This window comes from Salipiger bermudensis (assembly GCF_019801965.1).
Lineage (GTDB): Bacteria > Pseudomonadota > Alphaproteobacteria > Rhodobacterales > Rhodobacteraceae > Salipiger > Salipiger bermudensis_A.
Window position 1 is genome coordinate 42,739 of the sequence record NZ_JAHVIA010000003.1, and the last position, 21,552, is coordinate 64,290.

19 protein-coding genes are annotated in these 21,552 nt (G+C 66.1%); 7 read left to right on the forward strand and 12 right to left on the reverse strand.

Features of this window, described 5'->3' with window-relative positions:
• Nucleotides 1-5: 5 nt before the first annotated feature.
• From KUV62_RS07220 to KUV62_RS07235, 4 genes are all read right to left on the reverse strand, one after another.
• A complete protein-coding gene (locus tag KUV62_RS07220; protein ID WP_222603019.1) occupies nt 6-887 on the reverse strand; it encodes a F0F1 ATP synthase subunit gamma in 882 nt (293 codons plus the stop codon).
• 21 nt (nt 888-908) lie between these two features.
• The gene (atpA, locus tag KUV62_RS07225) at nt 909-2,447 is read right to left on the reverse strand and encodes a F0F1 ATP synthase subunit alpha (RefSeq protein ID WP_222603020.1); all 1,539 of its coding nucleotides are present in this window, start codon (nt 2,445-2,447) and stop codon (nt 909-911) included.
• Complete coding sequence (locus KUV62_RS07230; RefSeq protein WP_222603021.1) at nt 2,448-3,014, reverse strand: F0F1 ATP synthase subunit delta; 567 nt, start codon at nt 3,012-3,014, stop codon at nt 2,448-2,450.
• Between the two features lie 480 nt (nt 3,015-3,494).
• Entirely contained in the window at nt 3,495-4,244 is a 750-nt protein-coding gene (locus KUV62_RS07235; RefSeq protein WP_222603022.1) for a class I SAM-dependent methyltransferase, read from the reverse strand.
• Between the two features lie 63 nt (nt 4,245-4,307).
• On the opposite strand from KUV62_RS07235, the gene gloB reads away from it, so the two are divergent.
• From gloB to KUV62_RS07250, 3 genes are all read left to right on the forward strand, one after another.
• Nucleotides 4,308-5,063, forward strand: coding sequence for a hydroxyacylglutathione hydrolase (gloB, locus tag KUV62_RS07240; protein WP_222603023.1), 756 nt, complete (start codon nt 4,308-4,310; stop codon nt 5,061-5,063).
• A 155-nt stretch (nt 5,064-5,218) separates the two neighbouring features.
• Entirely contained in the window at nt 5,219-7,549 is a 2,331-nt protein-coding gene (gene clpA, locus KUV62_RS07245; RefSeq protein WP_222603024.1) for an ATP-dependent Clp protease ATP-binding subunit ClpA, read from the forward strand.
• A 223-nt stretch (nt 7,550-7,772) separates the two neighbouring features.
• Complete coding sequence (locus tag KUV62_RS07250; RefSeq protein ID WP_222603440.1) at nt 7,773-8,486, forward strand: FadR/GntR family transcriptional regulator; 714 nt, start codon at nt 7,773-7,775, stop codon at nt 8,484-8,486.
• A gap of 10 nt (nt 8,487-8,496) precedes the next feature.
• Here the strand turns inward: KUV62_RS07250 and KUV62_RS07255 are convergent, their stop codons facing one another.
• Complete coding sequence (locus KUV62_RS07255; RefSeq protein ID WP_222603025.1) at nt 8,497-9,174, reverse strand: DUF1028 domain-containing protein; 678 nt, start codon at nt 9,172-9,174, stop codon at nt 8,497-8,499.
• A 104-nt stretch (nt 9,175-9,278) separates the two neighbouring features.
• Between KUV62_RS07255 and KUV62_RS07260 the strand changes: the two genes are divergently transcribed.
• The 4 genes from KUV62_RS07260 to KUV62_RS07275 all read left to right on the forward strand — a co-directional run bounded on the left by KUV62_RS07260 (nt 9,279) and on the right by KUV62_RS07275 (nt 14,859).
• The gene (locus KUV62_RS07260; protein ID WP_222603026.1) at nt 9,279-10,850 is read left to right on the forward strand and encodes an ABC transporter substrate-binding protein; all 1,572 of its coding nucleotides are present in this window, start codon (nt 9,279-9,281) and stop codon (nt 10,848-10,850) included.
• 240 nt (nt 10,851-11,090) lie between these two features.
• Nucleotides 11,091-12,038, forward strand: a complete 948-nt coding sequence (locus KUV62_RS07265; RefSeq protein WP_222603027.1) for an ABC transporter permease — start codon at nt 11,091-11,093, stop codon at nt 12,036-12,038.
• On the forward strand, nt 12,035-13,912 hold the full coding sequence (locus tag KUV62_RS07270; protein ID WP_222603028.1) for a dipeptide/oligopeptide/nickel ABC transporter permease/ATP-binding protein: 1,878 nt from the start codon (nt 12,035-12,037) through the stop codon (nt 13,910-13,912). The genes KUV62_RS07265 and KUV62_RS07270 overlap by 4 nt, the downstream gene beginning before the upstream one ends.
• A complete protein-coding gene (locus KUV62_RS07275; protein ID WP_222603029.1) occupies nt 13,909-14,859 on the forward strand; it encodes an ABC transporter ATP-binding protein in 951 nt (316 codons plus the stop codon). Before KUV62_RS07270 ends, KUV62_RS07275 begins: the two co-directional genes overlap by 4 nt.
• A gap of 10 nt (nt 14,860-14,869) precedes the next feature.
• Here the strand turns inward: KUV62_RS07275 and KUV62_RS07280 are convergent, their stop codons facing one another.
• The 7 genes from KUV62_RS07280 to urtA all read right to left on the reverse strand — a co-directional run bounded on the left by KUV62_RS07280 (nt 14,870) and on the right by urtA (nt 21,528).
• Complete coding sequence (locus tag KUV62_RS07280; protein ID WP_222603030.1) at nt 14,870-15,202, reverse strand: FmdB family zinc ribbon protein; 333 nt, start codon at nt 15,200-15,202, stop codon at nt 14,870-14,872.
• Between the two features lie 65 nt (nt 15,203-15,267).
• Nucleotides 15,268-16,527: a formamidase gene (gene fmdA, locus KUV62_RS07285; RefSeq protein ID WP_222603031.1), complete on the reverse strand. Its 1,260-nt coding sequence runs from the start codon at nt 16,525-16,527 to the stop codon at nt 15,268-15,270.
• 23 nt (nt 16,528-16,550) lie between these two features.
• Complete coding sequence (gene urtE / locus KUV62_RS07290) at nt 16,551-17,240, reverse strand: urea ABC transporter ATP-binding subunit UrtE (RefSeq protein ID WP_222603032.1); 690 nt, start codon at nt 17,238-17,240, stop codon at nt 16,551-16,553.
• A 12-nt stretch (nt 17,241-17,252) separates the two neighbouring features.
• A complete protein-coding gene (urtD, locus tag KUV62_RS07295) occupies nt 17,253-18,011 on the reverse strand; it encodes an urea ABC transporter ATP-binding protein UrtD (RefSeq protein ID WP_222603033.1) in 759 nt (252 codons plus the stop codon).
• A gap of 11 nt (nt 18,012-18,022) precedes the next feature.
• Nucleotides 18,023-19,162 carry an urea ABC transporter permease subunit UrtC gene (gene urtC, locus KUV62_RS07300; protein ID WP_222603034.1) on the reverse strand — a complete coding sequence of 380 codons (1,140 nt, stop codon included), beginning with the start codon at nt 19,160-19,162 and terminating at the stop codon, nt 18,023-18,025.
• Nucleotides 19,163-19,175: 13 nt separating this feature from the next.
• Entirely contained in the window at nt 19,176-20,102 is a 927-nt protein-coding gene (gene urtB / locus KUV62_RS07305) for an urea ABC transporter permease subunit UrtB (RefSeq protein ID WP_222603035.1), read from the reverse strand.
• A gap of 154 nt (nt 20,103-20,256) precedes the next feature.
• Entirely contained in the window at nt 20,257-21,528 is a 1,272-nt protein-coding gene (gene urtA, locus KUV62_RS07310; protein WP_222603036.1) for an urea ABC transporter substrate-binding protein, read from the reverse strand.
• Nucleotides 21,529-21,552 lie beyond the last annotated feature (24 nt).

Genomic DNA, 21,552 nt, shown 5'->3' on the forward strand with positions numbered 1-21,552 from the left:
GGTTCTTAGAGCGCCTCGGCGCCCGAGATGATTTCGATCAGTTCGTTGGTGATGACCGCCTGACGCGAGCGGTTGTACTCGATGGTCAGCTTGTCGATCATCTCGCCCGCATTGCGCGTGGCGTTGTCCATGGCGCTCATCCGAGCCCCCTGTTCCGAGGCGGCGTTCTCCAGCAGAGCCGAGAAGATCTGGGTAGAGACACCCCGGGGAAGGAGATCGGCAAGGATGGCTTCCTCGCCGGGCTCGTATTCATAGAGCGGGGACGCGCCAGCGTCGTCGCCCTCGGCCGCGTCGAACTCGGCCGGGATGATCTGCTGGGCGGTCGGGACCTGCGAAATCACGGTCTCGAACTTCGCATAGAAGATGGTCGCCACGTCGAACTCGCCCTCGTCGAAACGGTCGAGCAGGTTCTTGGCGATCGACTGCGCATCCGCGTAACCGATCTTCTTGACCTCGCTGAGGTCCACGTGACCCACGAACAGCGACCCGTATTCACGGGCGAGCTGTTCACGGCCCTTCTTCCCGACGGTGAGGATCTTCACCGTCTTTCCCTCGGCCTTCAGCTTCGCGATCGCGGCGCGGGCTGCCTTCACGATGGAGCTGTTGAAGCCCCCGCAAAGGCCGCGCTCGGCGGTCATGACGACGAGCAGCTGCACGTCGTCCTTGCCGGTGCCGGACAGCAGCTTGGGCGCGGTCGGGCTTCCGCCCACCGACGCCGCCAGCGATCCGAGCACCGCGTTGAAGCGCTCGGAATACGGGCGTGCCATCTCGGCCGCGTCCTGTGCCCGCCGCAGTTTCGCGGCGGCCACCATCTGCATGGCCTTGGTGATCTTCCGGGTCGACTTGACCGAGGAGATCCTGGTTTTGAGGTCCTTGAGGCTAGGCATAATCCTGTCCTTTCAGGGCGCTCAGGCGTAGGTCGCGGCGAATTCGTCGAGCGCAGCCTTCAGCTTGTCAGCGGGTTCACCCTTGATCTTCGGGTCTTCGCTCTCGATCCACTCGAGGATGTCCTTGCGCTGGCCGCGCAGGAAGGACAGCAGAGCGGCTTCATACTTGCCCACTTCACGGACCGGGATGTTGTCCAGGTAGCCGTTGGTGCCGGCGAAGATGATGCAGACGATCTCGGCGTTGGTCAGCGGCGAGTACTGCGGCTGCTTCATCAGCTCGGTCAGACGCGCACCGCGGTTCAGCAGCTTCTGGGTCGCGGCGTCGAGGTCGGAACCGAACTGTGCGAAGGCCGCCATCTCGCGGTACTGCGCGAGCGACAGCTTCACCGGGCCGGCAACCGAGGACATCGCCTTGGTCTGGGCCGAGGAGCCGACGCGCGACACCGACAGACCGGTGTTCACAGCGGGACGGATGCCCTGGAAGAACAGTTCGGTCTCGAGGAAGATCTGGCCGTCGGTGATCGAGATCACGTTGGTCGGGATGAAGGCCGACACGTCGCCGCCCTGGGTCTCGATGATCGGCAGCGCGGTCAGCGAGCCGGCACCGTGATCCTCGTTCAGCTTTGCCGAACGCTCGAGCAGGCGCGAGTGGAGGTAGAACACGTCGCCCGGGTAGGCTTCGCGGCCCGGCGGACGGCGCAGCAGCAGCGACATCTGACGGTAGGACACGGCCTGCTTGGACAGGTCATCGTAAATGATGAGCGCGTGCTTACCGTTGTCGCGGAAGTACTCAGCCATCGCGGTCGCGGCGTAGGGCGCGAGGAACTGCATCGGTGCCGGGTCGGACGCGGTTGCGGCCACGACGATCGAGTAATCGATGGCGCCGGTGGCTTCGAGGCGCTTCACCAGCTGCGCCACGGTCGAGCGCTTCTGGCCGACGGCCACGTAGACGCAGTACAGCTTCTTGCTGTCGTCGTCGCCAGCGGCGTCGTTGTAGGATTTCTGGTTCAGGATCGCGTCGAGGGCGATCGCGGTCTTGCCGGTCTGGCGGTCGCCAATGATCAGCTCGCGCTGGCCACGGCCGATCGGGATCATCGCGTCGACCGACTTGAGGCCGGTTGCCATCGGCTCGTGCACCGACTTACGCGGGATGATGCCCGGCGCCTTGACGTCGGCGACGCGGCGCTCGGCGGCTTCGATCGGGCCCTTGCCGTCGAGCGGGTTGCCGAGAGCGTCGACCACGCGGCCCAGCAGGGCGGGGCCGGCGGGCACGTCCACGATCGAGTTGGTGCGCTTGACGACGTCACCTTCCTTGATGTCGCGGTCGGAGCCGAAGATCACGATACCGACGTTGTCGCGCTCGAGGTTCAGGGCCATCCCCATGATGCCGCCCGGGAACTCGACCATCTCGCCGGCCTTGACGGAGTCGAGGCCGTGCACGCGGGCAATACCGTCGCCGACGGAGAGCACGCGACCCACTTCGGCGACTTCGGCCTCCTGACCGAAGTTCTTGATCTGGTCCTTTAGGATCGCAGAAATCTCGGCTGCTTGGATACCCATTTATCCGACCTCTTTCATTGCATTCTGGAGGGAGTTGAGCTTGGCACGGACCGACGTGTCGATCATCTTCGAGCCCACCTTAACGACGAGACCACCGATGAGGGATTCATCGACGGTCGACTTGATCTTCACGTCCTTGCCGACGCTGTTCTTGAGGGTCTCGGCCAGCTTGCTGGCCTGCGCATCGCTGAGCGCGGTGGCCGAGGTCACCTCGGCGGTCACTTCGCCCTTTTCCTCTGCGATCATCTCGCGCAGCTGCGCCACCAGGTACGGCAGCACGAACAGGCGGCGCTTCTCGGCCATCAGGCCCAGCGCGTTGTGCAGCGCCTTGTCGAGGCCCATCTTGGAAGACACGGCAAGGATGCCGTCCTTCTGTGCCTGGCGCGGATAGACCGGCGAGGAGATCATGTCGCGCAGGTCGGGGCTGTCAGCCAGCGCTTGAGCGAGGTCGTCGGTGTCGCTCTCGAGCTTCCCGACGGAGTTGTTCTCTTTGGCGATGTCGAAGATCGCCGTGGCATAGCGTGCCGCGATGCCGCTGGAGATCGAAGCTGGTTCTGACACGTCCACCCTTCCGATATGAGGCCCCCGCGACACACGGGTGTCTCCCGGTGTCCGGAGGCGTTGTCCCTGCCGCGGGAAGCCCCGTGGCGTCGAAATCAGCGCGGATGTAGCAGAGCCTCCCCGCCCTCGCAACATGCTTAGGCGGCTTTGGGACGGACTGGAACCCGCCTTTTTCCAAGCACTTGCGCATTTCCCCAAGGGAGGAACGCGGCAGGCGTTTGGAAACAGTGGATTTTTCATTAATCCGGACGGACCGGTTCAGCCTTTCGTCAAACTTCGGAGCGGTGGAGAGCGATAGCGCAAACGCGGAAAAACCGTTGCCGCGACGCAGCGCAACCGCCTGTCCTGCCCGACAAAAGTCGGAGCTCCGGCGTGTCTCAGGGAGATCGTGGTATCGCAAACGGCAGCACGGTCAAGACGAGGCGAGTCACGTCCCGGTGACCGATTCTTTTCGCCGGTCGCGCCGCTGCCGCAGGGAAACCGGGCTCAGATCGCCTTTGGCTCTTTTTTGGGCGATGGCGCCAGCACGTCGAGCGGGTTCGGCACCCGGACCTTGTCGCCCAGCCCCTTGCGCTGCGGCGGGTAGCGCTTCGAGGCACGCACGATCAGCACGCCCCCCGCGACCAGCGCCGGGATCGCCCGGCCGATGCGCTCCCAGGCCGGGCCGGTGCGCATCCAGAAGCGCCGGCTCGACGGCGGCTGGTAGAGCACCGACACGTGGCTCTGCCGGATGAAATCGTGCCGCTTGAGCTGGCTGTCGAGCTGGCTCAGCGAGTAGGGCCGGCCATAGCCGAAGGGCGTCGCGTCCGAGCGCGCCCAGAGCCCGGAGCGGTTGGGCACGATGAACAGCGCCTCGCCGCCCGGCCCCAGCACCCGGTAGCACTCGTCGAGCAGTTCGGACGGGCTGTCGGAGGTCTCGAGCCCGTGCATCATCACCAGCCGGTCGACATGGCCGGTCTCGAGCGGCCAGAGTGTCTCCTCGCAAAGCACCGTGACATTGGGCTGCCCCTGCGGCCAGCGCAGGACGCCCTGCGGGGCCGGCATCAGCCCGATCACCCGGCGGGCATCGGGCAAGTAGGGGCGCAGCAGCGGAACGGCGAAGCCGTAGCCCACCATGGTGAGCCCCTTGCCGTCGGGCCAGTAGCGCTGCACCTGGTCGCGCACGGCCCGTTGCGCCGCGCGGCCAAGCGCGCTGCGGTAATAGAAATCCCTGAGATTATGCACATCAAGGTGCATTGCGGCGCTCTCTGTGATCCTCCAAGTTGGGGGCCACTCTGGCAAAGCCGATAAGGAAAGACCATGGAGATCGTCACCGTTCCCTGTCTCAGCGACAATTACGCCTACCTGGTGAAGGCGCCCGAGGGCGTCTGCCTGATCGACGCCCCCGAGGCCGGGCCGATCATCGAGGCGCTCGAGAGCCGCGGCTGGGAGCTCGATGCGCTGCTCATCACCCATCATCACCACGACCATGTCGGCGGCGTCGCCGAGCTGCGCGAAAAATACGGCTGCACGGTCTATGGCCCCAAGGCCGAGAAAGAAAAGCTTCCGCCGCTCGACACCGCGGTCGAGGGCGGCGACACGCTGCGGATCGGCGGCACCCCGGTCGAGGTGATCTTCGTGCCGGGCCACACGCTGGGCCACGTCGCCTTCCATTTCCCTGAGGCAGAGGCCGTGTTCACCGCCGACAGCCTGATGGCGCTCGGCTGCGGCCGCATCTTCGAGGGCACACCCGACATGATGTGGGAGAGCCTGTCGAAACTGTCAGCGCTACCGGCGGAGACACTGGTTTGTTCCGGTCACGAATACACCACATCGAACGCCCGCTTCGCGTTGACTATTGAACCGGGCAACGAGGCGCTTAAATTGAGATCTGACGCCATTGCCAAAGCCCGGACAGAGGGGCGCGCCACTGCCACCTGCAAGCTGTCCGAGGAACTGGCCACGAACCCTTTCCTGCGTCCCGCATCCCCCGAGATCCGCGATCGACTGGGCATGAAAGACGCACCCGATGCGGCCGTATTTGCCGAGATCCGGGCCCGAAAGGACAGCTTCTGACCCGCCGCTTTTCACGCCAGATTGCAGGGATCACCGCAAATGTGAGCGCCAAGGGTCGAGAAAATTCTTGAAGCGAGGTCGGTATCGACCAAACTTTAAACCGTAGAAGGCAAAGTCGGGCCCCGAGCCCGACGCAGACAAAGAGGAGCGCCGCCGTGCCGTCTTTCTCGAATACCCTGGAACAGGCCATCCACGCAGCTCTGGCGCTCGCGAACTCGCGCAGCCATGAATTCGCGACGCTGGAACATCTCCTGCTCGCCCTGATCGACGAACCCGATGCTGCCCGCGTGATGAAGGCCTGCTCCGTGGACACCGAGGAGCTGCGGACCACCCTGGTGGAGTTCATCGACGAAGACCTCTCGAATCTCGTCACCGATATCGAGGGCTCCGAGGCGGTGCCGACCGCAGCATTCCAGCGCGTGATCCAGCGCGCCGCCATCCACGTGCAGTCCTCGGGCCGCACCGAGGTGACCGGCGCCAACGTGCTCGTGGCGATCTTCGCCGAGCGCGAGTCGAACGCGGCCTATTTCCTGCAGGAGCAGGACATGACCCGTTACGACGCGGTGAACTTCATCGCCCATGGCGTGGCCAAGAACCCCGCCTATGGCGAGGCGCGCCCGGTTCAGGGCGCCACCGAGGCCGAGGAAGAGGCCAAGGCGCAAGCGCAGGAGCCCGCCGGCGACAACAAGGAATCGGCGCTTGGCAAGTATTGCGTCGATCTCAACGCCAAGTCGCGCAAGGGCGATGTCGATCCGCTGATCGGCCGCGAGCACGAGGTCGAGCGCGCAATCCAGGTGCTCTGCCGCCGCCGCAAGAACAACCCGCTGCTGGTCGGCGATCCCGGCGTCGGCAAGACCGCCATCGCCGAGGGCCTGGCCCGCAAGATCGTCAACGGCGACACCCCCGAGGTGCTGTCGAACACCACGATCTACTCGCTCGACATGGGCGCGCTGCTGGCCGGCACCCGCTACCGCGGCGATTTCGAGGAGCGGCTCAAGGCCGTGGTGACCGAGCTCGAGGAACACCCCGACGCGGTGCTGTTCATCGACGAGATCCACACCGTGATCGGCGCCGGCGCCACCTCCGGCGGCGCGATGGACGCGTCGAACCTGCTCAAGCCCGCGCTTCAGGGCGGCAAGCTGCGCACCATGGGCTCCACCACCTACAAGGAGTTCCGCCAGCACTTCGAGAAGGACCGCGCGCTCAGCCGCCGGTTCCAGAAGATCGATGTGAGCGAGCCTTCGGTCGAGGACACGGTGAAGATCCTCAAGGGCCTCAAGCCCTATTTCGAGGAGCACCACTCGATCAAGTACACGGCCGACGCCATCAAGTCGGCGGTCGAGCTCTCGGCGCGCTACATCAATGACCGCAAGCTGCCCGACAAGGCGATCGACGTGATCGACGAGGCCGGTGCGGCGCAGCATCTGGTGGCCGAATCCAAGCGCCGCAAGACCATCGGCGCGAAGGAGATCGAGGAGGTCGTCGCCAAGATCGCGCGCATCCCCCCGAAGAACGTCTCCAAGGACGATGCCGAAGTGCTCAAGGATCTCGAAAAGACCCTCAAGCGCGTGGTCTTCGGTCAGGATACCGCCATCGAGGCGCTCAGCTCGGCGATCAAGCTGGCCCGTGCCGGCCTGCGCGAGCCCGAAAAGCCGATCGGCAATTACCTGTTCGCCGGCCCGACCGGTGTCGGCAAGACCGAGGTGGCCAAGCAGCTCGCCAGCACGCTGGGCGTGGAGCTTCTGCGCTTCGACATGTCGGAATACATGGAGAAACACGCGGTCTCGCGCCTGATCGGTGCGCCTCCGGGCTATGTCGGCTTCGACCAGGGCGGCCAGCTCACCGACGGCGTCGATCAGCACCCGCATTGCGTGCTCCTGCTCGACGAGATCGAGAAGGCACACCCGGATGTCTACAACATCCTTCTGCAGGTGATGGACCACGGCTCGCTGACCGACCACAACGGCCGGACGGTGGATTTCCGCAACGTGATCCTGATCATGACCTCGAATGCCGGCGCCGCCGAGCAGGCCAAGGCCGCCATCGGCTTCGGTCGCGATCGTCGCGAGGGCGAGGACACCGCCGCCATCGAGCGCACCTTCACGCCGGAGTTCCGCAACCGTCTCGACGCGGTCATCAGCTTCCAGCCGCTGCCCAAGGAGGTCATCCTCTCGGTGGTCGAGAAGTTCGTGCTGCAGCTCGAAGCCCAGCTCATGGACCGCAACGTCACCATCGAGCTCACCAAGCCGGCGGCCGAGTGGCTCGCCGACAAGGGCTACGACGACCGCATGGGCGCCCGCCCGCTGGGCCGCGTGATCCAGGAGAACCTCAAGAAGCCGCTGGCGGAGGAGCTGCTCTTCGGCAAGCTCACCAAGGGCGGTGTGGTCAAGGTCGGCGTCAAGGACGACAAGCTCTCGCTGTCGATCGAGGGGCCGGACAAGCTTCGCCTGTCCTCGAAGAAGCCGCCGCTTCTCACCGCCGACTGAGCCTCAGGGCAACAGTATCGCTAGGAGACTCCGCCGCGCCCCGCGCGGCGGAGTTTTTTCTGGCCCTCCTCGCAAAATACTGAACGTCAGCGCTGGCCCAAGGCAACTGACCGGCGTTAAGATGACATGATCCCGAGCGCCGCCCTGCCGGGCCGGTGACGGGCTCCCGGAGGACCTTGTGCCGCAACGATCCAAGAAATTCTCGCCCAAGCGCTCGCGCCCGGTGCAGCTTGCCGACACGATCAAGGAATGGGTCGTCGAGCACCAGCTCAAGGCCGGCGACCGCCTGCCCGGCGAGGCCGAGCTGATCGAGCGCTACGGCCGCTCCAAGGGCACCGTGCGCGAGGCGATGCGCATCCTCGAGGCGCAGGGCCTCGTCGAGACCCGCACCGGCCCCGGCGGCGGCAGTTTCGTGGCCGAGGTCTCACCCGACCGGGCGCATTCGCTGCTGGCGAACTTCTTCTACTTCCGCGATCTCTCGATCAAGGACATCTACCAGATCCGCAAGCTGCTCGAGCCAGAGGTCGCAGCGACCCTTGCCGGCAAGCTCAGCGAGGAGCAGCTTGCCGCGCTCGAGGCGGTGGTGGCGGAATATCCGGAGCCCGCGAAGACCGTCGAGGAAGAACGCGCGCAGCATGTCTCGTCGCTGCAGTTCCACGCCCTGCTCGCCTCCTATTCGGACAACGCGCTGCTGGCCTTTGCGGTGCGCTTCATGGCCCGCATGCTGACCGAGCTGACGGTCTGGCGCCGTCTCTACGAGCCGCACAACCGGGCGCTCTGGGAGGCGGGGCGGCGCCACCAGCTCGATCTCGTGAAGGCGCTGCGCGAGGGCGACGCCGAGAAGGCGCGCCGGATCATGCGCGATCACATGGAAGGCGCCGAGGAACAGATGCAGGAGCAGGAGGCCGAGGTGCTGCGCCGCTTCATCGCGGAGTGAACCGGCGGCCTCAGACCTTCGGCGCGGTCTTCGGCGCGCGGCTGCGGTCGACCGCCACTGGCACCACCTCGAGCCAGTCGGCATAGGGCGAGGAGGTAGCCCGCCCGAGCAGCGCCTCGAGCGCATCGAGCGGCGCCTCGGCATAGTCGATGCGCAGCGTGAGCGGCGGCCTCTCAGGGTGCAAGACCAGCAGCGCCGCCGATTTCAGCCCGCGCTTGTCGGACGCGTCCGCATCCGCCGCGCGCAGCGCCGCGACCAGCCGCTCGGCCATGCTGCCCACCGCCTCCAGATAGCCCCGCCGCAGCGCCGGCAGCACGCCGTCGCCGCCCAGCATGTTGCCCGCCACGACGAGCCCGGGCTCGGCGATGTGGTTGGCATAAGGCACGCTCGCATCCCCGGTGAACCCCGCCGTCCGCCCCGAGAGATCGAGGGCGCTCAACTGACGGTGTCCACGCCCCGGATCGGCACTTGTGATCGACGCCACCGCCTCGCGTGCGGACGATCCGTCGCGCATGGCGCGCAGCACATCCTCGCCCCAGAAGGTCGAAGGTGCGGTACCCTGACTGGCAGAGAGACCCGAATCGAGCCCGCCGCGCAGCACCCAGCCCCCGACGCAGAGGCTGCCCGTCGCCGCCGCGCCGCCATAAGTGCCGGATTCGTGGTCATGAACGAGAAGCGAGAAGGTCACTGGCGACTCCGTGGAGATTTCAAGTTGAATTTATCACGATAATTTGGCCTGCTTCAATTGATCATGATAATTTGTCGCACACAGCCAACGGAGAGGATGAAAAAATGGACCTGCTGACCTGGACCCGGAGGGGCATGCTCGCCGCCGGCACCGCGCTTGCCCTGAGTTTCGGCCTTCCCGCCGCGGCGCGGACCCCGCCCGGCGTGTTGATCGTCGGCCAGATCGCTGAACCCAAGGCGCTCGATCCGGCGGCTGTCACCGCGGTGAACGATTTCCGCATCCTGATGAATGTCTATGACGGGCTGGTGCGCTACAAGTCGGGTACGCTCGAGGTCGAGCCGGCGCTGGCGACGGAGTGGGAGATCAGCGAGGACGGCACCGAGTATACCTTCACCCTGCGCGAGGGCGTCTCGTTCCATGACGGCACCCCGTTCGACGCCGAGGCGGTGGTGTTCAACTTCGAGCGCATGCTGAACGAGGACCACCCCTATCATGATACCGGCCCGTTCCCGCTGGCCTTCTTCTTCTCCTCGGTGTCGAGCGTCGAGGCGATCGACCCCATGACGGTGAAATTCACCCTCTCGGAACCCTACGCGCCGTTCCTGTCGAACCTCGCCTACCCGACCGGGCTGATCGTCTCGCCGGCGGCGGTCGAGCAACACGGCGCCGATTTCGGCCGCAACCCTTCGGGGACCGGGCCGTTCACCTTCGCCGAATGGCGCAGCAACGAGGCGGTGGCGGTCGAGGCCAACCCCGATTACTGGGGCGGCGCGCCGGAGCTGCAGGCGGTCGTCTTCCGCCCGATCACCGACGCCAACACCCGCACCGCCGAGATGCTGGCGGGCGGCATCGACATGATGGTCGAGGTGCCGCCGGTGGCGCTCTCGCAGTTCCAGGGCGATGCCTTCCAGGTCTTCGAGCAGGCCGGCCCGCATGTCTGGTTCCTGATCCTCAACGCCAAGGAAGGCCCCTTCGCCGACAAGCGCGTGCGGCAGGCGGCGAACTACGCCATCAACAAGGAGGCGCTGGTCAACGACGTGCTCGAGGGCACCGCCGAGGTCGCCGCCGGCCCGACCCCGCCGGCCTTTGCCTGGGCCTATAACGAAGCGCTGGAGCCCTATCCCTACGATCCCGAGAAAGCGAAAGAGCTGATCGCCGAGGCCGGGGCCGAGGGCGCGGAGCTGACCTTCTACGTCACCGAGGGCGGCTCGGGCATGCTCGACCCGGTGGCCATGGGCACGGCGATCCAGGCCGATCTCAACGCGGTGGGGCTGACCACCAGGATCGAGACCTACGAGTGGAACACCTTCCTCGGACAGGTGAACCCCGGTCTCGAGGGCAAGGCTGACATGGCCGAGATGGCCTGGATGACCAACGACCCCGACACCCTGCCCTTCCTCGCCCTGCGCAGCGAGGCCTGGCCCGACAAGGGCGGCTTCAACTCCGGCTATTACTCGAACCCGGAGGTCGACGACCTGCTCGAGAAGGCGCGGGTGGCCACCGACCAGAACGAGCGCGCGGCGCTCTACAAGGAGATGCAGGAGATCGTCCAGGAAGACGCGCCCTGGGTCTTCGTGGCGAACTGGAAGCAGAACGCGGTCACCAACGAGCGGGTCGAGGGGTTCGAGCTGCAGCCGTCCTTCTTCCTGCTGCTGGACGGGGTGAGCAAGGACTGAGACTGTTCACAAGGGTTTCGGACCGGGCGTTGCCCGGTCCGACCGGCGCGGGCCTGCGGTCCGCGAAAGACGGGGGCGGGCCCACGGCCCGAAGAGAAAGGTTGCGGGCCTGCGGCCCGCCGGAAGAAGGGGCGCTGCCCCTCTGCGCTTGCGCGCATTCACCCCGGAGTATTTGGAACGTAGAGAAGATGCAGGGTCGCGCGGAGAGGATCGGCCGCGCAGGGTCAGGAAGGGGGCGGTTTGGGTCGCTATATTCTGAAACGTCTGGTCTCGGCGGTACCGGTGCTTCTGGGCATCACCGTGATCGTCTTTGCCATCATGGCGATGATCCCGGGCGATCCGGCCACCGCGATCCTCGGCAGCTATGCCACGCCCGAGAACGTGGAGAAGCTGAACCGGGATCTGGGCCTCGATAAGCCGGCGGTGCAGCGCTATTTCATCTGGCTCTGGAACATGGCTCAGGGCGATTTCGGGCGGTCCTTTTCGCTGAACAGACCCGTGCTCGACGAGGTGCTCGACCGCTTCGGCGCGACGCTGGTGCTGGCGGGGACCGCCTTCGTGCTGTGCTCGGTGCTGGGCGTGGCGGCCGGCGTGGTCTCGGCGGCGCGGCAATACGGGCTGGCGGACAAGGCGATCACCTTCGCGGTGCTGCTGGGGATCTCGATCCCGTCCTTCTTCCTCGGCATGATGATGATCCTGATCTTCGCGGTCGAGCTGCGCTGGTTTCCGGCCTCGGGCATGTGGCCGATCTACGGCGACCGGACAGTGCTGGTGCTGATGAAGCACCTCGCCATGCCGGCGCTGGCGCTCGCCGTGGTGGCCACCGGCGTGGTGGCGCGGCTGTCGCGCTCGGCCATGCTCGAGGTGCTGCGGCAGGATTACATCCGCACCGCCCGCGCCAAGGGGGTGCCGGAGCGCGGGGTGATCTGGCGCCACGCCCTGCGCGCGGCCATGGTCAGCATCCTGCCGGTGCTGGGCATCCAGGCGGGCTTCGTGCTGTCGGGGGCGGTCTATATCGAGATGGTGTTCCAATGGCCCGGGGTCGGGCGGATGCTGGTCGACGCCATCCTAAAGCGTGACATCCTCCTGGTGCAGGGCGGCGTGGTGCTGGTGGCGGCCTGCTACGTGATGTTCAACATCGTGGTCGACGTGGCGCAGAGCCTGCTCGACCCGAGGATCAAGACATGAGCACGCTGGCGCTTCTCGCGCGCAACAGGCTGGCGCTGGCCGGGCTGATCGTCATGGGTCTGGTGGTCGTACTGGCGCTGCTGACGCCGGTGCTGCCGCTGCCCGACCCAGACGTGACCAACACCGGCAACCGCTTCGTGAAACCGTTCTCCGAGGGCGCCCTGCTGGGGACGGATCATCTCGGCCGCGACCAGCTCTCGCGGCTGATGTGGGGCACGCGGCTGAGCCTCGCCGTGGGCTTCGCCGCCGCGGCGATCGCCGCGGTCCTGGGCGCGGCGGTGGGGATCGTCGCGGGCTATTACGGCGGCCGGGTCGACAACCTGATCATGCGCGGCGTCGACATGCTGATGGCGTTTCCCTACATCCTGCTGGCGCTGGCCATCGTGGCGGCCCTCGGCCCCGGCCTGCTCAACGCGCTGATCGCGGTGGCCGCCGTCAACATCCCGTTCTTCGCCCGCAACATCCGCGGCATCACCGTGGGCATCGCCAACAAGGAATTTGTCGACGCGGCACGGCTCGCCGGCATGAATGATGCGCGCATCATCCTCGGCGAGGTGCTGCCCAACGTGATCCCGGTCATCGTCATCGCCATGTCGACCACCGTGGGCTGGATGATCCTCGAGACCGCCGGGCTCTCCTTCCTCGGGCTCGGCTCGCAGCCGCCGCAAGCCGATCTCGGCTCGATGCTGGGCGAGGCGCGGGCGGCGCTGATCACCAGCCCGCACACCTCCATCGTGCCCGGCGCGATGATCCTGGTGATCGTCATGGCGATCAACCTGCTGGGCGACGGGGTGCGCGATGCGCTCGATCCGCGGCTGCGCTCGGGCGCGCTGACCCGGCCGATGGCGGCGACGCTGGTGCGGCGCGAGGGGCCTGTGCCGGAGCCCGTGGGCGATGACGTGCTGAGCCTGCGCGATCTGCAGACGCAGTTCCACGTGAAGCAACGGGTCTACCGTGCCGTGGGCGGGGTCAGCCTCGGGGTGAAGCCCGGCGAATGCCTCGGCATCATCGGCGAGAGCGGCTCGGGCAAGTCGGTGACGGCGCTGTCGGTGATGGGGCTGGTGGCCTCGCCGCCCGGGGTGATCACCGGCGGGGCGGTGCATTACAAGGGCGAGGATCTGGTGGGCGCGCCCTATGGCCGGCTGCGCGATCTGCGCGGGCGTGAGGTGGCCTATATCTTTCAGGACCCGCTGGCGACGCTGCACCCGCTCTACAAGGTCGGCGACCAGCTGGTCGAAGCGATCCGGGTGCACCATGCCATCTCTAACAAGGAGGCGCGGGCCAAAGCACTGAGCCTGCTGCGCGACGTGCGCATCCCCAACCCCGAGAGCCGGCTCGACAGCTTCCCGCACGAGCTTTCGGGCGGGATGCGGCAGCGCGTCGGCATCGCCATGGCGCTGGCCAACGATCCCGAGGTGATCATCGCCGACGAGCCGACCACCGCGCTCGACGTCACCGTGCAGGCGCAGATCCTGTCGCTGCTCGACACGCTGCGGCGCGAGAAGGGTCTGGCCATCGTTTTCATCACCCATGACTTCGGCGTCGTGGCGCAGCTCTGCGACCGGGTCGCGGTGATGTATGCCGGGCGCATTGTCGAGGAAGGGCCGACGCGCGCCCTGCTCGAAGCCCCGGCGCATCCCTACACAAGCCGGCTCATCGCCTGCGTGCCGGAGCTGGGCGGCGGCAAGCGCGCGCTGCACGCGATCCCCGGCCTGCCGCCGGCTGTCGACGACCTGCCGCCGGGCTGCGCCTTCGCGCCGCGCTGCGACAAGGCGCAACCGGCCTGCCGCGAGGGCGAGATCGCGCTGGAGACGCACGGGGCGCGCAAGCTGCGCTGCCTGTTCCCGGAAACCGAGCTGGAGGGCCGCGCATGAGCCTCGCTTTGCGGCTGGAAAACCTGTCCAAGACCTTCGCCGTAGGCAAGCGGCTCTTCGGCGCGCCCAAGGGGCACGTGCACGCGGTGCACCCGGTGAGCCTCGAGGTGGCGCAGGGCGAGACGCTGGGGATCGTCGGCGAGTCGGGCTGCGGCAAGTCCACTCTGGCTCGGATGCTTGTGGGGCTGCTCGAGCCCTCGGGCGGGCATATCGAGATCGAGGGGCAACCGCTCGACAATGCCGACCCGGCGGTTTTTGGCAAACGCATCCAGTATGTCTTCCAGGATCCGATTAGCTCGCTCAACCCGCGCAAGACCATCCGGCAGATCATGGAGGCACCGCTCAAGCGCCTGCATGGCATGGGGCGCGCGGAGCGCGAGAAGCGCATCTCCGAGATCTTCGCCCAGGTGAACCTGCGCGAGGAGTTTCTCGAACGCTACCCGCACGAGTTCTCCGGCGGGCAGGCCCAGCGCATCGGCATCGCCCGGGCGCTGGCGGCGGAGGCGCGCATCCTGATCCTCGACGAGCCGGTCTCGGCGCTCGACGTGTCGGTGCAGGCGCAGGTGCTGAACCTGCTGGCCGATCTTAAGGCGCGGCTGGGGCTGACCTACCTGTTCATCTCGCACGATCTGGCGGTGGTCGAGGCGGTGAGCGACCGCGTCGCGGTGCTCTATTTCGGCTCGGTGGTCGAGGTCGGGCGGGCCGAAGAGGTCTTCGCCGCGCCGCGCCATCCCTACACCAAGCTGCTGGCCGAGAGCGCGCCGGTGGTGGGTCGGGCGCTGAGCGCGCCCGAGGGCCGCGAGACCGAGCTGCCCGACCCGCTGGACCCGCCCAAGGGCTGCGCCTTCCGGGCGCGCTGCCCCAATGCCGGGGCGCGCTGCGCCGAAGAGGTGCCGCGGCTCGAAGGCGAGAGCGGGCAGGTCGCCTGCTTCCACCCGCTTCGCTAGGGCCTCGCCTTCAGTGAGAGATCATCCACGGCCGCGCCGCCGGGAAGCTTTTGGAGCCGTCGGGGCGGTGCAGCGTCTTCGACGGCAGCTTCTTCGATCCCGAGCAGCAGCCGCAGCCGGGCCCGTGCTTGCGGGTGCTCTTCGGGTCATGCCGGGCGCGCTCGTTGGTGGCGAAGGCGCCGCGCCGGGCGCCGTCCATCATCGCCAGCTGCGGCGCGGTGAAGAGCGCGCGCGGCGCCTCGCTGCCGCAGTCGGGGCAATCGCAGGGCTTGTCGTAATCGGCCATCGCCGCCATCGCGGTGAACGGGCCGCAATCGGCGCAGAGGTAATCGTAATAGGGCATGGTCATCCGCTCCGGGAAGTGCAGGGAGGGAGCCGGGGCGCTGCCGCCCCGACCCGCGAGAGGCCTCAGAGATCGGGGGCCAGCGGCACGTCGACCGAGCCGTCGAGATGCTTGGTCGGTCCGTCGGCGCCGGGCATGATGTCGAACTCGAAGATGTCGTTCGGCAGCCAGAGCGTGGCGCAGGCATTGGGAATGTCGACCACCCCCGAGATATGGCCCTGCACCGGCGCGGTGCCGAGGATGGCGTAGGCCTGCGCCCCGGTGTAGCCGAACTTCTTCAGGTACTCGATGGCGTTGAGGCAGGCCTGGCGATAGGCCACGTGCACGTCGAGATAATGCTGCGACCCACCCTCATCGACCGAGATGCCCTCGAAGATCAGGAAATCGTCGTATTTCGGCTGGATCGGCGAGGGTTTGAAGATCGGGTTCTTGATGCCGTATTTCTCCATGCCGCCCTTGATCAGCTCGACGCGGATATGCAGCCAGCCGGCCATCTCGATGGCGCCGCAGAAGGTGATCTCGCCGTCGCCCTGGCTGAAATGCAGGTCACCCATCGAGAGGCCCGCGCCATCGACATAGACCGGGAAGAAGCAGGTCGAGCCGCGCGACAGGTCCTTGATGTCGCAATTGCCGCCATGCTCGCGCGGCGGCACGGTGCGGGCGGCCTCGGCGGCGGCGGCGGCGCGCTCGTCGCCCTTCATCTTGCCCATGTGGGCCGACTGGGTGTTGGGCAGCTCGGCCAGCGCCGGTACCCGGTTGGGATCGGTGGCGACCAGCGCCGCCTCGCGGGCGTTCCACATGTCGAGCATCTTCCGATCCGGCAGGCAGCCGATCAGGCCCGGGTGGATGAGGCCGGCGTATTTCACACCGGGCACGTGGCGCGACTTGGTGAACATGCCCTCGAAATCCCAGATAGATTTCTGCGCCTCGGGGAAATGATCGGTCAGGAAGCCGCCGCCATTCTGCTTGGAGAAGAAGCCGTTGAAGCCCCAGTTCATCTCTTCCTTGGCGCCGATATCGAGGATGTGGACCTTGAGCAGGTCGCCCGGCTCGGCCCCCTTCACCCCGATCGGGCCGGAGAGGTAATGCACCTGCTGCAGCTCGACATCGCGCACGTCGGAGGCATCGTCGTTGTTGTGGATCTGCCCGCCGGTCCAGTCGTAGGTCTCGATCTTGAAATCGTCGCCCGGCTCGACCCAGACCGCCATCGGGATGTCGGGATGCCAGCGGTTGTGGATGTTCTCGTTGGTGTGGGGGCTCTCGGACAGATCGACCGAGATCAGCGTATCGGTGCCGGTGGTGGCGGAGAACGAGGTGTCAGGCATGGTAGTCTCCCTGCTTGGTTTGGTTAGACGGAAAGGAATTTCGAGACCTTGGCCTCGTCGATGCCCTCGCGCGGGCTGTCGTGGACGAAATTGCCGTTCTCGATCACCAGCACCCGGTCGGCGACGTCGAGCGCGAAGCTCAGCACCTGTTCGGACACCACGATCGACAGGCCGCGCTCGTCGCGGATGCGGCGCAGCGTGCGGGCCATCTCGCGGATGATCGAAGGCTGGATGCCCTCGGTCGGCTCGTCGAGAAGCAGGACCTTGGGGTCCGAGGCCAGCGCCCGCGCGATGGCGAGCTGCTGCTGCTGGCCGCCTGAGAGGTTGCCGCCGCGGCGGCCCTTCATCTCGAGCAGCACCGGGAAGAGCTCGTAGATATCGCCAGGCACGGTTTTCTTGCCGGTGACGGTGAGCCCGGTCTCGACATTCTCCTGCACCGTCATCGACGAGAAGATCATCCGGCCCTGCGGCACGTAGGCGATGCCGGAAGCGACGCGCTCGTGGCTCTTCATCGCGGTGACGTCGGCGCCGTCGATGCTGGCGCCGCCGGACTTGGTAGGCACGATCCCCATGAGGGTCTTCATGAGCGTCGTCTTGCCCATGCCGTTGCGGCCCATGATGGCGACGATCTCACCCTTGGGCACCTCGAGGTCGAGCCCGTGCAGCACCTCGGATTCGCCGTAGGCCGCGCGCAGTCGGGAAATGTTCAGCATGGCTCGCGCTCCTCAGTGGCCGAGATAGACTTCGATGACCTTGGGATCGTTCTGCACCCGCTCCATCGAGCCCTCGGATAGGACCTTGCCCTGGTGCAGAACGGTGACGCGGGTCGCGATGTCCTCGACGAAGCCCATGTCGTGCTCGATGACGATGACCGAGCGGTCCTGGATGATGCGGTTGAGCAGCTCGGCGGTCTTCTTGCGCTCGGCCACCGACATGCCGGCAACCGGCTCGTCGAGCATCAGAAGCTGCGGGTCCTGGATCAGCAGCATGCCGATCTCGAGCCATTGCTTCTGGCCGTGACTGAGATAGGCCGCCTTCTCGTCGAGCTGCTCGTCGAGAAAGATCAGCTCGGCGATTTCGAGGATACGCGCGTTGACCTCCTCGTCGCGGGCGAAGAACAGCGCCCCGAAGACCCCGTGGCCCTTGGGAAAGCTCAGCTCGAGATTCTCGTAGACCGAGAGATCCTCGTAGACCGAAGGGGTCTGGAACTTGCGCCCCACCCCGGCATGCACGATCTGGTCCTCGCGCATCCTGAGAAGCTCCTGCCCCTTGAACTGCACCGAGCCCTCGGTGGCGCGGGTGCGGCCGCAGATCAGATCGAGCACTGTGGTCTTGCCGGCCCCGTTCGGGCCGATGATGACCCGGCACTCGTTGGGCTCGACATAGAAGCTGAGGTCGTTGACCGCCTTGAAGCCGTCGAAGGAGACGGTCAGCCCCTCGACCATCAGCACGTAGTTGGGATTGCCCTTGGCGTGTTCCAGCATGTCGGGTTTCCTTATTCAGCGGCCGGGGTGGAGGGCGCAGCATCGGGCGTGCCGCTGTCGCCGCGCGAGCCGAGCTTGCGCAGCCGCGGCATGACGTGCTCCGACCAGACGCCCGCAAGCCCGTTGGGGAAGGCCATGACGACCGCGATGAACAGCGCGCCGAGACCGAGCAGCCAGAGCTCGGGGAAGCTCTCGGAGAAGGTGGTCTTGGCCCAGTTGACCAGCAGGGTTCCGTAGACCGCGCCGAGGATCGACAGGCGCCCGCCGACGGCGGCGAAGATCACCATTTCGATCGAGGGCACGATGCCCACGAAGCTCGGCGACATGAAGCCCACCTGCAGGGTGAACATCGCCCCGCCAACGGCGGCGAAGGCCGCGCCGAGGCAGAAGATGAAAATCTTGAAATTGGCCACGTCATAGCCGGAGAAGCGCACCCGGTCCTCCTGATCGCGCATGGCGATGAGCAGGCGGCCGAGCTTCGACTTGCGGACGTATTGCGCGATCCCGAGGCAGACGAAGAGCAGCGCGCCGTTGACGAAGTAGAGGATCTCCTTGGCCTCGTCGGTGCGGATGTCCCAGCCCAGCAGGGTGCGCAGGTCGGTGATGCCGTTGACGCCGCCGGTATAGCCCTGCTGGCCGATGATCAGGATCGTCATCACCGCCGCGATGGCCTGGGTGATGATGGCGAAGTAGACGCCCCCCACCCGGCGGCGGAACATCGCGACGCCGATGATGAAGGCGAAGGCCACCGGTACCACGATCACCGCGATCAGCGAGAGCGTCAGCGAGTGGAACGGCTCCCACCACCACGGCAGCGCGGTGAGTTGGTTCCAGTCCATGAAATCGGGGATGCCCGGGGTCGACTGGATCGAGGTGTTCTCGGGCGTCGAGGCCTCGAGCTTGAGGAACATCGCCATGCAATAGCCCCCCAGCCCGAAGAACACCCCCTGTCCCAGCGACAGGATGCCCCCCGCCCCCCAGCACAGCACCAGCCCCACCGCCACGAAGGCATAGGTCAGGTACTTGCCGAAGAGGTTGAGCCGGAAGGTGTCCATGATCATCGGGAAGACGATGAAGATGATGGCGGCGAGGATGGCGAAGCCGATCAGCTCGTAGCGGGTGAACAGTGAATTCTTGCGCGTGACTTGCATCGGTCCGGGCTCCTTACTTGCGCAGCTTGAGGGCGAAGAGGCCCTGCGGGCGCAGCATCAGGATGCCAATCACCACGAGCAGCGTGAGAACCTTGGCCATCGATCCCGAGAGGAAGAACTCCATGATCGATTGCGCCTGGCTGATGGTGAAGGCGGAGGCGATGGTGCCGAGCAGGCTGGCCGCGCCTCCGAAGACCACCACGAGGAAGGTGTCGACGATGTAGAGCTGGCCGGCGGTCGGCCCGGTCGAGCCGATCATCGTGAAGGCCGAGCCCGCGACCCCGGCGATGCCGCAGCCGATGCCGTAGGTCATCCGGTCGGTCCATTCGGTGTTGATGCCGACGGCGCCGGCCATGACGCGGTTCTGGTTGATTGCGCGGACCTGCTGGCCCCAGCGCGAGCGGTACATCATCACGTAGACACCGACGGAAATGCCGATGGCCAGCACCATCACGAAGATGCCGTTGATCGGGATCTCGATCATGTCGGTCAGCGGCAGCGACCCCATCATCCAGTCGGGAATCGTCACGCCGACCTCGCGGGCGCCGAACACCGAGCGATAAACCTGCTGCAGGATCAGGCTGAGGCCCCACGTGGCGAGAAGCGTATCCAGCGGGCGCTTGTAGAGATGCCGGATCATCGCCCATTCGACGAACATGCCCAGCGCGCCGGCGGCTATGAAGGCGAGGATCATCGCGATGAAGAAATAGGCCGGGAACAGCGCCGGCAGCGCCTCGGCGAAGAAGATTGAGACCAGGTAGGTCACGTAGGCGCCAAGGATCATGAACTCGCCATGCGCCATGTTGATGACGCCCATCTGGCCGAAGATGATGGCCAGCCCGAGCGCCATGAGCACGAAGACTGAGAAGAGGATGAGGCCGGCGAAACCCTGCATCGCGAAGATCGCGGTCAGCTCGCTCCAGCTGTAATCGGCAAACATGTGGTCAGCTTTCCTGTCGGGAGAGAACACCCGCGCGCCTGTCCCGACGCGGCGGGGGAGGAGCAGGGAACGGTTGGCCCGCGCCGAAGGGAAGACGGCGCGGGCACCTTGCACAGGGTCCGGTCGGGGTTGCCCGGCCCTGCGCCCCTGCCTCTTACTGGTAACCCTCGGGGAAGGGGTTCGGCTCGACGAGGTCCGCGGTCTCGAAGACCACCTCGTACTGGCCGTCGGCCTGGGCCCGCCCGACGCGGGTCTTGGACCACAGGTGGTGGTTCTCGTGCACCTTCACGTAGCCCTCCGGCGCCGAGGTCAGCTCGATGCCCGGGCTGGCCGCGCGCACCTTGTCGACATCGAAGGAGCCCGCCTTCTCGACCGCCGCCTTCCACAGCCACGGGCCGAGATAGGCCGCCTGCGTCACGTCCCCGATCACCATGTCGTCGCCCCACATCTCCTTGAAGGCGGCCACGAACTCGCGGTTGTTGTCGTTGTCGAGTGACTGGAAGTACTTCATGCAGGCGTAGGCGCCCTCGATGTTCTCGCCGCCGATGCCGCGGATCTCGTCCTCGGTCACCGAGATGGTGAGCAGCAGCGGGCTTTCCTTGGTCATGTCGATGCCGGCGGCCTTGAGCTGTTTGTAGAAGGCCACGTTGGAGCCGCCCACGACGATGGCGTAGATTACGTCGGGCTTCTTCAGGCGGATCTTGTTGATCACCGAGTTGAACTGGGTGTGGCCCAGCGGGTAATACTCCTCGCCCACGACCTTGCAGTCGGTGAGGAAGTTCTCGATGTGCTTGCGCGCGATCTTGTTCGAGGTGCGCGGCCAGATGTAGTCGGAGCCGAGCAGGTAGAAGCTCTTGGCGCCCTTCTCCTTGTTGACCCAGTCGAGGCCGGCGATGATCTGCTGCGTCGCTTCCTGCCCGGTGTAGATCACGTTCGGGCTCTCCTCGAGGCCCTCGTAGAAGGTCGGGTAGTAGAGGAAGCCGTTATACTGCTCGAACACCGGCAGAACCGCCTTGCGGGAGGCCGAGGTCCAGCAGCCCATCACCGAGGCGACCTTGTCGTTGACCAAGAGCTTCTTGGCCTTCTCGGCGAAGGTCGGCCAGTCGGAGGCGCCGTCTTCCTGAATGTACTCGATCTTGCGGCCGAGGATGCCGCCCTGCGCGTTGATCTGCTCGATGGCGAGCTTCTCGGCCTGAACCGAGCCGGTCTCCGAGATCGCCATGGTGCCGGTCACCGAGTGCAGGATGCCGATGGTGACGGTATCGTCGGTCACCGCGAGGCCGGTCGTGTTGACCTCTGCCGTCGGGTAATCCTGCGCCCGCAGGACCTTGGGTGCGAACAGCGATGCGCTCAGCGCGACCCCGCCCGCAAGCAGGGCGCGACGCGATACGCCGTTGTTTTTTCTGGACTTATCGAAATCAGACATGGTGCCTCCTTGTCGGTCAATTTT